Source organism: Aliivibrio kagoshimensis (genome assembly GCF_050337105.1).
Lineage (GTDB): Bacteria > Pseudomonadota > Gammaproteobacteria > Enterobacterales > Vibrionaceae > Aliivibrio_A > Aliivibrio_A kagoshimensis.
The window spans coordinates 1-15,298 of record NZ_JAKJSQ010000044.1 but is presented as its reverse complement, the minus strand read 5'-3'; the positions used below and the strand labels follow the sequence as shown (position 1 = coordinate 15,298).

The 15,298-nt window shown below is 43.1% G+C and carries 8 protein-coding genes; 4 read left to right on the top strand and 4 right to left on the bottom strand.

Annotated features, from left to right (window positions below; genetic code table 11):
- Positions 1–2,460 (bottom strand): bifunctional aspartate kinase/homoserine dehydrogenase I, encoded by a 2,460-nt coding sequence (gene thrA / locus L4C32_RS14025; RefSeq protein ID WP_428197509.1) that lies wholly within the window; start codon positions 2,458–2,460, stop codon positions 1–3.
- Positions 2,461–3,064: 604 nt separating this feature from the next.
- On the opposite strand from thrA, the gene L4C32_RS14020 reads away from it, so the two are divergent.
- A complete protein-coding gene (locus L4C32_RS14020) occupies positions 3,065–3,529 on the top strand; it encodes a ribonuclease regulator (protein ID WP_428197508.1) in 465 nt (154 codons plus the stop codon).
- 359 nt (positions 3,530–3,888) lie between these two features.
- Positions 3,889–4,605, top strand: coding sequence for a two-component system response regulator ArcA (gene arcA, locus L4C32_RS14015; protein WP_428197507.1), 717 nt, complete (start codon positions 3,889–3,891; stop codon positions 4,603–4,605).
- Between the two features lie 60 nt (positions 4,606–4,665).
- Here arcA and L4C32_RS14010 read toward each other — a convergent pair whose 3' ends face one another.
- The 3 genes from L4C32_RS14010 to mnmL form a co-directional block, all read right to left on the bottom strand.
- Positions 4,666–5,142, bottom strand: coding sequence for a hypothetical protein (locus L4C32_RS14010; protein ID WP_428197506.1), 477 nt, complete (start codon positions 5,140–5,142; stop codon positions 4,666–4,668).
- Positions 5,142–7,511 (bottom strand): aerobic respiration two-component sensor histidine kinase ArcB, encoded by a 2,370-nt coding sequence (arcB, locus tag L4C32_RS14005; protein WP_428197505.1) that lies wholly within the window; start codon positions 7,509–7,511, stop codon positions 5,142–5,144. Before arcB ends, L4C32_RS14010 begins: the two co-directional genes overlap by 1 nt.
- A 135-nt stretch (positions 7,512–7,646) precedes the next feature.
- On the bottom strand, positions 7,647–8,585 hold the full coding sequence (gene mnmL, locus L4C32_RS14000; protein WP_428197504.1) for a tRNA modification radical SAM protein MnmL/YtqA: 939 nt from the start codon (positions 8,583–8,585) through the stop codon (positions 7,647–7,649).
- A gap of 527 nt (positions 8,586–9,112) precedes the next feature.
- Here mnmL and gltB point away from each other — a divergent pair.
- On the top strand, positions 9,113–13,660 hold the full coding sequence (gltB, locus tag L4C32_RS13995) for a glutamate synthase large subunit (protein ID WP_428197503.1): 4,548 nt from the start codon (positions 9,113–9,115) through the stop codon (positions 13,658–13,660).
- The gene (locus tag L4C32_RS13990; protein WP_428197502.1) at positions 13,653–15,122 is read left to right on the top strand and encodes a glutamate synthase subunit beta; all 1,470 of its coding nucleotides are present in this window, start codon (positions 13,653–13,655) and stop codon (positions 15,120–15,122) included. Before gltB ends, L4C32_RS13990 begins: the two co-directional genes overlap by 8 nt.
- Positions 15,123–15,298 lie beyond the last annotated feature (176 nt).

The window sequence follows — 15,298 nt, the reverse complement described above, 5'->3', positions numbered from 1 at the left end:
TTAAACTCCTAATTTCCAGCCAAGGGTTCGCATTAAGTCAGAGAATACACCCGCAGCCGTCACTTCTGTTCCTGCGCCATAGCCTCGAAGAACCAATGGGATTGGTTGATAATACCGGCTATAAAAGGCCAGTGCGTTTTCGCCATCTTTAATTTTGAACATCGGATCATCAGCATCCGCGGCAATGATTCTCACCCTACACTGACCATTCACGATTTCACCAACATAACGAAGTACTTTACCTTCATTTGCGGCCTCTCGGCAAAGATTACTAAAATACTCATCCGCTTCAGGCAATCTAGCGATAAACTCATCAACGGTACCTGAATCATCAAAGCCTGGTGGCAGAGCTTGTTCAACTTCAACATCATCAAGTTCAATTTCCAGCCCCGTTTCACGCGCTAAGATCAAAAGCTTACGTGCAACGTCCATACCTGAGAGATCATCACGAGGATCCGGTTCTGTAAATCCATTCTCTTTGGCGATCAATGTCGCTTGGCTCAATGTCATGCCTTCATCTAACTTACCAAATATGTAAGAGAGTGATCCTGACAGAATGCCATTGAATTTCTCTAGTTCGTCACCTGCAGCAATTAAGTTTTGTAAGTTCTCAATAACAGGAAGACCCGCGCCTACTGTGGTTTCATACATAAACTTACGACGAGTCGAACGCGCGGCTTCGCGTAATTGGTGATAATACGCCATGCTATCTGTGTTGGCTTTTTTGTTCGGTGTTATGACATGGAAACCCGCTGATAAAAAGTCTGCATATTGCTCTGCAACGCCTTGATCAGAAGTACAATCGATCACCACCGGATTAATAATGTGGTTACGCTGAACCAGTGAGATCATTCGAGCTAAAGAGAACTCTTCATTTATTCCGCCCATACGATCACGCCAATTATCAAGGGGTAAACCGTTGCTATCAAGCAGTAGCCCCTTACTGTTCGCTAAGCCACAAACACGGATCACGATGCCTTTTTCAGCCAGTTTAGGTTGCTGACGTTGAATCTGATCAATCAGTTCTCCACCAACACCACCGACACCGACAACAAATACATCAAGGAAATGCTTACTGTTAAACAGATTCTCATGACAAGCTTTAATTGCTTCCGATTTTTTATCTTCCGGAATCACAGCAGAAATGGCACGCTCAGAAGAGCCCTGCGCAATCGCAATGATGTTAACGTTAACTTCAGTCAAAGAGGTAAAGAATTGCGAAGCAACGCCACGAGAGGTTCTCATTCCATCCCCTACTAAGGTGACGATGGCTAGGTTATCGATGAATTCAACAGGCTCAAGCAAGCCATCTTTCAACTCTAATTCAAATGCATCGCGAAGTGCCTGTTTCGCTTTTAGTTTATCGGCAGATTCAATACAAAAACTGATGCTATATTCCGAAGAGGACTGGGTGATAAGCACTACCGACACACCCGCACTCGACATTGAACCAAAGACTCGTGCCGCCATGCCTATCATCCCTTTCATGCCAGGGCCTGATACATTAACCATAGTTAGGTCATCGAGTGTGGTAATGCCTTTAATTGCTAAGTTATCTTCCCCTGTATCCAGACCAATTAAGGTACCTGCACCTTGCGGGTTAAAACTGTTTTTAATCAAACAAGGGATATGGAACTGGGCAATAGGAGCAATCGTTTTTGGATGCAAAACGGAAGCGCCAAAATAGGAGAGTTCCATCGCTTCTTGATAGCTGAGTGACTTAAGAAGACGTGCATCTTCAACTAAACGCGGATCACAGTTATAGACACCATCTACATCGGTCCAAATTTCACAACAATCAGCACGTAGACAGGCTGCCAGTACTGCTGCTGAATAGTCAGAACCATTACGACCTAATGTAACCAGTTCGCCTCTCTCATTGCCTGCCGTAAAACCAGGCATGATGTTGACATGACCAACTGGAAGCGGTGACTTTTTAAAATTAAGGGTCGATCGGTCCACATCGACCATCGCCTCTAATGAGTGATCTGAAGCATTTAGATATTTAATCGGGTCAATTAAACTTGCAGCTTGTCCTTTAGCCTGCAATACCGCTTGCATCGTCACAATGGAGATTCGCTCACCTTTGCTAATCACTTGTGCATAGACATTATCCGGACACATGCCTAATAAGCTAATACCATGAACAAAATGGCGTAGTTGAGCCAATGAGCTCTTCAGCTTATCTTCAAACGCTTGAGTTTCAACGTTTGGTAATCCAGCAACGATGCCTGAAAAGAGTGTGTTAAATACCGACTCTAACTCCGTGAGTTGCAGCTCCGCTTCACCATTTTCCAATACGGCTTCAATCACAGAAACTAAGCGATTGGTGACTTTCCCTGGTGCTGATAAGACAACGGCAACTTCTTCTTGTCTCGCATTATTCGCAATGATATCTGCAGCACGTAAAAATCGTTCTGCATCGGCGAGCGAAGACCCACCAAACTTTAATACTCGCATCCCTTTCTCCCAATAATTAAAATTTGATTTATTACAAAAAAAAAGCCCGTACCTTATGGGGTACAGGCTTTCTAAAAATACTTACGTATCAGCCCACCCCAGCACATTCCGTGCCGGTAATAATAATGGTCATAATCTCGATAGAGCTGATAGTTAACATCTAAATTCTTTAATCTTTTATCTTCGATACTTAACGTTTAACCGATAATGTGAGTTAAAGTCAACAAAAAGTTACTTTGAAAAATAACCAAAAACAAAGACAGATTCATTAAGGTGATGAAATGTATGAGTTTAATTTTACAATAGTTTAAAAGTTGTTTATTTTTCAATTTTGGGTTTTCTGCAACATCGCCTCACTGTTCTCGGTAACCTATAAAAGCAAACTAGTTAAAAACAGAACTTGGTCGGTTTTTTTACACAGAACAGATTAACTGAAGAACAGCACAGTTTGCTACTCACCTGTTCAAGACTCTCAATATCCGACATGCAACCCATACCAGAAAGGAATAGTTTGGCACATTTCTCATTTAGCGTGATTATACTTAACAAATAACCAACATTGGGTGTATATTGAAAGACTACCTATTTGTAAAGGAGCAGAAGAATGAGACGATTTTTAATCATATTCGTTTTTTTTAGCGCTTCTTTCCCCTGTTTGTCAAACGCCAATGATCTCCCTGTTCTCAATCAACAGCCATCTTCATTCAATTGGTTTTTATCAACTCAAACCTCAACCAAAGAGCAATTTGACCTATGGAAAGTCGATAGTGGCTATCGGTATTCAGTGATTGACTCATTTGAACTTTATATTGGTACGCGCCTCCTCGCTGCCGAAGGTAATGATGATCTTGAACAAGGCTTTCTTAGTGGTTTGACTTATCATTTAAATGAAAAACTAAGCTTTCAAAGTACGCTTTTGACTCGTAACACCAGTGAAACAAATAGCGTGCAGACTGACATCGAAGTATCGAGTCGTTTGAAAATAACAAAGAAAGTAGATCTACACGCCACGATAGATGTTGAAGACATTGAGCAAATATTTCAACTCGGTATTGGATTTAGCTTTTAACGTTAATTTCGTTACAAATTTTGTGGGTATTATTTCCTGATTAAGAACATTAAATGATTTAGAATTGCCACTTGATGTATATCAATAAAGTGATTGATATTAAATAGACGTTATTGTTAGAGAGCTGTTAAGAGATTACACTCCTTTCCCTTAGAGAAATTTATACCATACTCCTTAAGTATTAGAGAGTATGATGAAGATAGTACACTGACATTCTCAGGGAGATAAGTACCGCTTAACGCGTATTTTATGTGAGAAAGGTTGTCAGTCACCGTAATTAACACCTAGAGTGTTGTTAAATATTTACTATAGAATTAGTACTATTACATTATCAATTTGTTTTTTATTAGGTAAAGCCAATGCAAACGCCACAAATCCTGATTGTTGAAGATGAACACGTAACACGTAACACGTTAAAAAGTATTTTTGAAGCTGAAGGGTATCATGTGTTTGAAGCCAGCGATGGCGATGAAATGCACACGATTTTATCTGAACAGCAACTGCATTTAGTAATCATGGATATCAACCTCCCTGGAAAAAATGGACTATTACTTGCTCGCGAACTTCGTGAACAAGGTGATATGGCACTGATGTTTTTAACAGGTCGTGACAATGAAGTAGATAAAATTCTTGGCCTAGAAATTGGCGCAGATGATTACATGACTAAACCGTTTAATCCTCGTGAATTAACGATTAGAGCTCGTAATCTTCTTACTCGTGCAATGCACCAGAGTGAGCCACAAGAAGATAAGCGCACTGTAGAGCGCTACCAATTTAACAACTGGTCTTTAGAGATTAACAGTCGTTCACTGGTTAGCCCTGCTGGTGAGTCTTACAAGCTACCTCGTTCTGAGTTTCGTGCTCTGCTTCACTTCTGTGAAAATCCAGGCAAGATTCAGACCCGTGCTGATCTATTGAAGAAAATGACTGGACGTGAACTGAAACCTCACGACCGTACGGTTGATGTGACTATTCGTCGTATCCGTAAGCACTTCGAAGATGATGCTGATACACCAGAAATCATTGCTACGATTCACGGTGAAGGTTACCGCTTTTGTGGTGAACTAACAGACTAATTACAGTCCAACATTCAATAAAAAAGCCCAGTCTATTTAATACACTGGGCTTTTTATTATCTAAAATACTTCGTCAACATTAACACTCTCTTGCACCAACCACTTTGACTCAGTGTCAATAGAGCTCACTTCTACGGCTAAATCAACCGGGAGTTCATGGTTAAGCTCTCCGTTCCAAGCAGCGGCTATCTCCCAAGAATCGCTGTCATCGGCTCTGAGTTCATACTCCTCTTCAGTTAGGTCCCACTGTTTGTTTCCTTGTCGAATAACAACCTGCAGTATATTGGTTTCAGGAGCAATAAAACTCGGCGATGTTAGTCTCAATGTTGCGTGGGCTTTTACGGAGTCATCATCAGGGCTCGGCATTTTGTTAATCCATACAATACTGGTTAAGGTTACTGTCTCTCCAGCAATAAACGCTCTACTATTACTTTGCCAATCCACAAGGGTATTAACAGCAACAGAACCATCCATATCAATAGCCGTTCCGCATCCAGACAGAGCAATTGCAAATAAAATAGCACCAATTTTTTTCATTATTTACCTCTCAACTCTAACCACTGTTTTAACGTTTTAATATCATCTTGATATTCATTTTTAATCTCTTCAACCCAGTCATTAATATTCTCCCACCAAGCAGGATGCTCTGGTGATTGTGCTTTTTGCGCCACAGATTGGATGTGTTTCAACCCAATAGAACCTGCTGCACCTTTAATTTTATGGGTTTCACAAACAATGCCATCTTGATCTTTGGCTGTCATGTTAGAGTCTAAAATCTCTAAATACCCAGGCATAAGCTCCTCAAACATCGTGATACTGTCAATAATTGGCCCCGTTCCAACAATCTCAATATAGGATTCAAGCATCTCTAAATCCAGTAATTTTGTAAACAGGGGTTCATTTTTTCTTATTGATTTAGCAGGTAACGTTTCAGATCTCTGATCCCGCTTTTTCGTCTTACGATGATCGCTGTTGATCATTAACTTCTCAATCACGTTTGATAGTGATTGAACACTTAGCGGCTTGCTGATCGCCTCATCCATACCTTTGGTAAAGTATTCAGTTTTGTCCTTCAATACGTTCGCGGTTAGCGCCACTAATGGAGGTAAATGGTCATACGTCGCTCTAAAGTGCTGAGCAATATCAAAGCCAGTCATATCTGGCAACTGAATATCCAATAATACGAGGTCATACTTATCAGGGGAGAAGGCAACAATCGCTTCATCACCACGCATCGCAACATCGACACTGTGGCCTAGACTCTCAAGTAACGAGCGTGCCACAGTAATATTCAACTCAATATCTTCCACCATAAAGATGCGTAAGCTTGACTCTTTTTTCGCAGGGACAATGGTTTCATCGATCACTGAATCACTGATTGGAACGGCAATACTGGCGGTAAATGTACTGCCAAATCCCTCTTCACTACTCGCGGTCAACTCTCCGCCCATCATTTTTATTAACTGCCCAGACACAGCGAGTCCAATACCTGTTCCCACAGCATGCAGATTATCATTGCTCTGTTTCACTTGATAATACATCGCAAAGATCTTATCTATCTCTGACTCAGGAATACCAATACCTGTATCTTCTACTTCGAAGGTAATGTGGGCGATCTTATCCACCACTTCACAACTTACTGAAAGGATGACACTCCCCTCTTTGGTAAACTTGGTGGCGTTACCGATGAGATTCCACAATACCTGTCTAAGTCTTGTCCCATCCACCTCAATTTGATTTGGTAGATCTGTCACTCTTTCAAGGTTAAACCGTAATCCCTTCTGCTCAGCCATTAATCCAGAGATGTTCTCAATTTCAGTGACAAAATCAATAAAGTTGAGCGGCTCGATCATAAGCTCTAGTTTTCGACGATCAAATTTGTCCATATCGATAATGTCATTAAAAATATTGCCTAAAGTAATCGCGCTGACATTAATGGTGCGCATGTAATTTCTTTGTTCGTCATCAAGCTGTGTATCAAGCAGCATACGACTTAAACCAACGATACCATTCAGTGGCGTACGTAGCTCATGACTAATCGTCGAAATAAAGGTGGTTTTTTCGCGACTGGCTTTTTCAAGATCATCTTCATACTGTTTACGTTCAGTAATGTCTCGCCCAAAGCCTACCAAACCAAGATGACGATTATCACGACTGTAAAATGGCAGTTTACTTAACTCAAAGCACGCTTTTCTTCCATCCGGATACACCAACCACTGCTCATACGTTAATGACTTATTTTCTTTAAACACCTGTTCATCGGTTTTCACTACCACCGAAGCGATCTCTTTGCTATAGACATCCCAAGGAGTCAGTCCAATTAACTCTTTCTCTGTCTTACCGATCAGCTCTTCAATGGCTCGGTTACAGCCAGAGAACTCACCCTTTTCATTTCGGTAATAGATGATGTCAGGCGATGAATCGAGAAATGAACGAAGAAGTGCACTGCGCTCAGAAAGTGCCATTTGAGCCTTTTCGCGCTCATACATTTCATTCTCAAGATCTTGAATCGCCTCCTGCCTACCCAGCTCGGCTTTCTCTCTCTCTTCTATTTCTTGATTAAGCTGCTGAATGTTGCCCTTAAGTTGATCATTTAGCTCTAAGTCACGTGAGCGCATCTGTTCTAATTTAGAGACTAAGCGGGTTAAACGTTGACGAGAATCTTCCAGATGATCAACCACGACCGAGAGAAAAAAGACGGCCCATGGAGTGATCAGTAAACCAAAAAAGACAGATCGAAGAATATCAATTTTCAGTATCTCACCACTCAAAGCCAGCGTAACGCCCACTTGAATGATCACCGCTAATGCCACTAGCGCACTAGCCAGCAAAATACTAAATTTAATGATCCCCAGCTTTACCATTAGATCGACGTAAAATTGGGCAAGATTCTTCAAATACTTCATGTAACCATCCATCTTTATTAAGTCAAACGATGATATAGCGACTTACATCGGACTCATAGCAACAATTGTAATTACCTTTATATAAAGCAGGGTTATTCACAAAAGCGGATTTTTATTGTCAATTGTTAACCAGTTTTAGCTTTTATCCGGCGGCGTATAAATAAACGGTCGATTGAGTAGACTACCTTGGGCGCCATTTTGTTCAATATCGTTCCAGATCCCAGTCATCGCTAACCACCGCTGCTCACACCAGAGTGGTGACAATAAGATAGGCTGCTGAGCAGTAGCAGAGATACGATGGTAAATCACATCAGGGGGGGTCATTCGAATTAACTCGCTGGCAATCGAAACATACTCACTCATCTCTATCGCTTCTAATCGTCCCGCTCGCCACGCTTTGGCCATCGTGCTTCCCTCTACAATATGCAGTGGGTGCAATTTAATGCCGTCTGTCCCTGCATCAATCACCTGTTGAAGTGTCTGTATATTATCGACGCGTTGCTCGCCAGGGAGCCCGACAATCAAATGAGTACACACTTTTATTCCTAAGGCTCTGGCCTGCTTAGCAATACCTTCATAACATGCGAAATCGTGCCCTCGGTTGATACGCTGCAACGTTTTATCATTAGAGGTTTGCAACCCAAGTTCAAGCCATACCTCATACCCTTGTGCAACGTATCCTGCTAATAGAAACAGCACTTCATTAGGTACACAGTCTGGACGAGTACCTACACATAAACCCACGATGTCACTGGCAAGTAGAGCCTCTTCATACATGATTTTTAATCGTTGAACTTCTGCATAAGTGCTGGTGTAGGCTTGAAAATAGGCAAGATATTTTTGTGCCCTATCCGTTTTTTTTGCTCGATCGGCTAACTGAACCGTTATCGGTTTATATTGAGTTTGTTCATCAGAAAACGAAGATACGTTACAAAATGTACATCCACCTCGGCCAATCGTTCCATCTCGATTCGGGCAAGTAAACCCGCCATGCAAGGTCAATTTATGGACTTTTTCACCATGTCTTCTTTGAAGATCCATGCCGAACATATTGATAAGTTTATGAAGTTGCATTGAATGTACCGTAACAATATAAAATGAAAATATAATTCCATTTCGTAACTAAAAAACACATTACAATATATGAGGTTGATTGCATTTGCCTTTAACTAAATCAATAAAAACACACAAAAGAGCAACAAAAGCCTCACAAATGATAAATTTAACGGTTTAAACTCCTCAAATGAACTAAATAGCATATCTTCTTAAAAAATTAAAAATGGCATTTAAGCTGACAAAAATGTAGCATAGTTACAATAAATTCTGATTTATGTTTCACCAGTGACAACATATCACTGAGTCAGAATAGTGGTTTTCACCCCTCCTTATTCGGAATTCAATATTTTTGATTTCCTCGAAAGAAAACCACAATGGATTACGTTGCTTTGCACCAAAACAAAAGTTTTTTCCGCGAAGCACAGAATGGATTCAGACCTACTTTACCTTGAGTTATGCACTCCGTAGGTTCTCAATAAATATATGGACATGGCGAAAATTTGCACCAGACAAGTTGCGCCTGATTTAACTGGAAGGATGTATCTATGATAGATCAAGAGCAAAAACCACAAGGTATGTATGTACCTGAGTTAGAGCACGATGCCTGTGGTATCGGTTTTGTCGCACACCTTAAAAATCGAAAATCTCACGATATCGTTACTCAAGCTCTAGATATGCTTGCCCGTATGGAGCACCGTGGCGGTCAAGGCTGTGACCCCTCGAGTGGTGATGGCGCAGGTATTCTGTTGCAGAAACCCCATGAGTTTCTATTAGAAGAAGCATTGAAATTAGGCATTACCTTGCCGAAGTTTGACCAATATGGCGTCGGTGTGGTTCTTTTTCCTAAAGATGAGCACAAACGTCAGCAGTGTCGTGACATTATTGAGCGCAATGCTAACCGGCTTGATCTTGAGATTATCGGTTACCGAACGCTTCCAGTTGATAACAGTATGTTAGGTGCAGATCCACTAACCACAGAGCCCCAGTTTGAACACCTATTTGTTACTGGTGGCCCAAGTATGGATCCTGCTGTGTTAGAACGTAAGCTGTATGTGCTGCGTAACTACACCATACGTGTCTGCTTAGAGAGTGTCTCCAATATTGGTGATGATTTTTATATCAACTCCCTCTCTTACAAGACCTTAGTATACAAAGGTCAATTAACCACTGAGCAGGTTCCTCAGTACTTTTTAGACCTGCAAAACCCAACCATGGTTACCGCTTTAGCACTGGTTCATTCTCGCTTCTCAACCAATACATTCCCTCGCTGGCGTCTGGCACAACCTTTTAGGTATATCGCTCATAACGGTGAAATCAATACCGTTCGAGGTAACTTAAACTGGATGAAGGCTCGTGAAGCGATTCTTGAGTCCAAATTATTCAGTCAGCAAGAGATCAACATGCTACTGCCTATCTGCCAAGAGGGATCCTCTGACTCCTCTAACTTCGATATGGCGTTAGAACTTTTGGTGCTCTCAGGTAGAAGCCTACCGCATGCATTGATGATGTTGATCCCTGAGGCGTGGCAAGAGAATAAAAACATGGATCCTAAGCGCCGTGCTTTTTATCAATACCATGCCAATGTGATGGAGCCTTGGGATGGCCCAGCGTCAGTCTGTTTCACCGATGGGGTTCAAGTTGGTGCGACGCTAGACAGGAATGGTCTTCGCCCTTCTCGTTATACCGTGACTAAAGATGACTTCCTCATTATGGCCTCTGAGTCCGGTGTAGTGGATATTAAACCCGAAAACGTTCAATTCCGTGGTCGTTTACAGCCTGGGCGTATTTTTGTTGCCGATTTAGAACAGGGTCGAATCATCTCTGATGAAGAGGTAAAAGACAGTATTGCCACCTCGCAACCTTACGAGTCGTGGATACAAAGTAATCTTCTTAGCCTAAAAGCGCTGCCAGAAGCAGACAACATGCACCACCAACCTACCCCTGAACGTTTACTGCACCACCAACAAGCTTTTGGTGTCAGTTCAGAAGAGGTCAATGAGATCATTGTTCCGCTGGCAAAAACCGGTTATGAACCTCTCAGTGCCATGGGCGCCGATTGGCCACTAGCGATCTTATCGCATCAATCGCAGCACCTCTCTAACTACTTTAAACAGCTCTTTGCGCAAGTCACCAACCCGCCGATCGATCCGATTCGTGAGCGTATGGTGATGTCGTTAAATACTTATTTAGGCAAAGATCAAAACCTGCTGACAGAAACGCCTGAGCACTGTCAGAAAGTAGAGCTTGAGTCGCCAGTACTGTCCAACGCAGAGCTAGAAAAAATTCGTGCTATCGATAAAGAGCACTTACAAGCGAAAACATTGGACATCGTATTTAGAGCTAATGGTGAATTAGGTAAATTACAACGTGCCCTAAAACGTATCTGCCAATATTCAGAAGATGCGGTCAACGACGGCTACTCCATTATTATTCTAACCGACCGTGCTGTGAACTCGAATCACGCTGCAATCCCGGCGATGCTGGCCGTTGGCGCGGTGCATCACCACTTGATCCGTAAAGGGTTAAGAATTAAATGTGACATCGTGGTTGAAACGGGCGATGCTCGTGAAACTCACCATTTTGCAACGCTTGTAGGTTATGGCGCTAACGCAGTGAACCCATACCTAGTTACTGAAACCTTGGTGGATCTACAGCGTAAACGCAAACTTGATCCAGAAGTTGCTACTGACGACCTCTTCAATAACTACCGTAAAGGGGTGAATGCTGGACTGCTTAAGATTTTCTCAAAAATGGGGATCTCAACATTGCAGTCTTATCACGGTGCTCAGATATTTGAAGCGCTTGGTATCAGTAAATCAGTGGTTGATAAATACTTCACTGGCACGGTTTCACGTATCCAAGGCTTAACCATTGATGACATTGCACAAGAAGTGCTGATTCGCCATCGTATTGGTTACCCAACCCGTGAAATTCCAGTTCAACTGTTGGATGTCGGTGGTGTTTATCAATGGAAGCAGCGTGGTGAAAAGCACCTGTTCAACCCAGAAACCATCTCACTACTACAAGAATCAACGCGTAATAAGAGTTATGACCAGTTCAAACAGTATGCTCACGCTGTCGATGCTCAAGGTGATAACGCTGCAACGCTCAGAAGCCAATTGGAGTTCATTAAAAACCCAGCAGGATCCATTCCTCTGGCGGAAGTTGAACCGATTGAGAGCATCTTAAAACGATTTGCCACCGGTGCAATGAGCTTTGGCTCTATCTCACACGAAGCTCACTCTACGTTAGCCGTTGCCATGAATCGAATTGGCGCTAAATCTAACTCTGGAGAAGGGGGGGAAGACCCCGCCCGATTTGAGAAGAAATCAAACGGTGATTGGGAGCGTTCTGCCATTAAGCAAGTTGCCTCGGGTCGCTTCGGTGTTACCTCATATTACCTTTCTAATGCCGATGAGATTCAAATCAAAATGGCACAAGGTGCAAAACCAGGCGAAGGCGGGCAGCTACCTGGAGATAAAGTCGATGACTGGATTGGTGCAACTCGTCACTCAACCCCAGGTGTCGGACTGATTTCTCCCCCCCCCCATCATGATATCTATTCAATCGAAGATCTGGCTCAGTTGATTTACGATCTAAAAAATGCCAACCGAAATGGACGAGTGAACGTTAAGCTCGTGTCTGAAGCTGGCGTTGGTACCATTGCTTCAGGTGTTGCTAAAGCGAAAGCTGACGTGGTTCTCATTGCAGGTTTTGATGGCGGAACAGGTGCATCTCCGATGTCTTCGATTCGTCACACTGGTCTTCCATGGGAACTAGGCCTTGCAGAAACGCACCAGACCCTACTGAAAAACGGTCTGCGTAACCGTATTGTTGTCCAGTCAGATGGTCAGATGAAAACCCCTCGTGATTTAGCCGTAGCCACGCTGCTCGGTGCTGAAGAGTGGGGAGTTGCTACTGCTGCACTAGTAGTTGAAGGCTGTATTATGATGCGTAAATGTCATAAAAACACCTGTCCTGTCGGTATCGCAACTCAGAACAAAACCCTGCGTGAGCGCTTTGATGGCCGCGTAGAAGATGTGGTGACTTTCTTCCAGTACATGGCTGAAGGGTTACGTGAAGTGATGGCTGAACTTGGCTTCAAAACCATTGAAGAGATGGTCGGTCAATCACACAAGCTAAAAATTCGCGACAACATCGGACACTGGAAATACAAAAATCTTGATTTAAGCCCTGTCCTGTTCAATGAACCAGCTCGTGCTGAAGACGGTATTTTCAATCAGCGCCAACAAGATCATAATTTAGAGAGTGTTTTAGACCGTAAATTGATTGAAAGCGTGGCGCCTGCTCTTTATGAGGGCAAGCAGGTTGATGTTGAATTTGACATCATCAATACCGATCGAAGTGTGGGTACTATGCTCTCTAACGAAATATCTAAGATCTACAAAGATCAAGGTCTACCCCAACCGATGAACGTCAAGTTCAAAGGCAGTGCCGGTCAAAGCTTAGGGGCATTCCTAGCAAAAGGCGTGAAATTTGAAGTCGAAGGCGACGCCAATGACTACTGGGGTAAAGGGCTTTCTGGCGGTACGTTAGTGCTCTATCCAGATGCCAACTCGGACATTGTTCCTGAAGATAATATCGTGGTTGGTAACGTCTGTTTCTATGGGGCGACATCTGGAGAGTCTTACATTCGTGGTCTGGCTGGCGAACGTTTCTGTGTTCGTAACTCAGGGGCTCGCGTTGTCGTTGAAGGTATCGGAGACCACGGTTGTGAATACATGACAGGGGGTATTGCGGTTATCTTAGGTCAAACAGGACGTAATTTCGCAGCAGGCATGAGTGGCGGAATCGCTTATGTTTGGGATCAATTCGGTGACTTTGAAACCAAACTCAACGCCGAGCTGGTTGATCTTGACCCTATCGAAGAAGAAGACAAAGCACTCCTTAAAGAGATGTTGACCAAACAACTCTCTTACACAGGCAGCAGCGTGGCACAAACCTTCCTATCAAACTTTGAAGAGAACCTTCAGAAGATGGTGAAAGTGATGCCAAGGGATTACAAAGCGGTGCTTAATAAACGTAAAGCCAATGCGGCAAACAAGGAAGAGTTGGAGGCCATCAATGGGTAAGCCTACTGGATTTTTAGAGTTTGGCCGTCAACTGCCAAACAAAGTAGAGCCAAGTGTTCGTATTCAAGACAATAAAGAGTTTGTTTTAAACGAAGAGTTTGGAGATAAGATCAATACACAAGCTTCTCGTTGTATGGATTGTGGTGTTCCGTTTTGCCACAACGCCTGCCCGATTGGCAATATCATTCCCGACTTTAACGATGCGGTCTTCCGTGACAGTTGGGAAGAGGCTTGGAACATATTAAGTTCCACCAATAATTTCCCAGAGTTCACGGGCAGAGTCTGTCCAGCGCCTTGTGAGAGTGGCTGTGTATTAGGGATCAATCAAGATCCTATTACTATCTGTAACATTGAAAAAACCATCGTAGAGACCGCTTACCGTGAAGGGTATGCCAAAGCGAAAAAACCTCATGCGCGCACGGGAAAAACAGTCGCTATCATCGGCTCAGGGCCTGCTGGGTTATCGGCAGCAGAGCAGCTAAACAGTGCCGGTCACTCTGTCACGGTTTTTGAGCGTGATGAAAAAGTGGGTGGGCTACTGCGTTTTGGTATTCCTGACTTTAAACTTGGTATGGACATTATTGATCGCAAAATCGGTTTAATGGTTGATGCGGGTATTAAATTTGAGGTCAACGCTCACGTGGGTGTGGATATTAACGCCCAACAGTTACGCCAAGATTTTGATGTTATCTTACTCACTGGCGGCTCAACCGTCCCTCGTGATCTTCCGATTCCAGGGCGAGAGTTGAACGGCGTGCACTACGCCATGCAGTTTTTGGCGCAGAATAATCGCCGTGCCAATGAGATGGATCTGAAAACCGAAGAGATTCATGCCAACCAACAACACGTTGTCGTGATTGGTGGTGGTGATACAGGTTCTGACTGTGTGGGAACCTCTAACCGACACGGGGCGAAAAGCATTACTCAAGTTGAGATCATGCCAATCCCACCGGAACAGCGCCCGGCAAACCAGCCTTGGCCGGAATATCCAATGATCATGAAAACCACCAGCTCTCATGAAGAAGGGGGGGCTCGTCACTGGAATATTCTAACCAAAGAGTTTATTGGCGATGAGAAAGGGAATGTAAAAGCGTTGCGTATCGCTGACATCCAGTGGGGTGAAGCTGCTGCAGGTGAACGTCCTAGCTTTACCGAAATCGCCGGCAGTGAACGTATCATCCCTTGTGATCTCGCCTTCCTAGCGATGGGTTTTTTACACCCAGAACCCTCTGGTGTGCTGGCTCAATTGGACATTGAACTGGATGAACGCGGCAATGTGGCTTCTGAAGGCTTTGCAACCAACCAAAAAGGTATTTTTGCCGCCGGTGATATGCGCACTGGACAGTCATTAGTGGTCCGTTGCATTAACGAAGGGCGAGAATCGGCTCGAGCTATCGATGAATATTTAATGGGTGACAGCAACCTAGAAGCTAAAGCTGATTCCTTGATGCTTTCAGCCTAGGTAACCATCTGTAAATTTTACCTTTGAAATAAAACGCATAAAATTTGCATATAAATAGAGAATAGTTCCATACAACATTATTTATTGGCCAGAGCAACTGCTCTGGCCTTTTTTTTATTCATAAAACACTAAAACTCAATTAATTTTCAAACGATTAGTTTGTCTTTTTTTTTGCC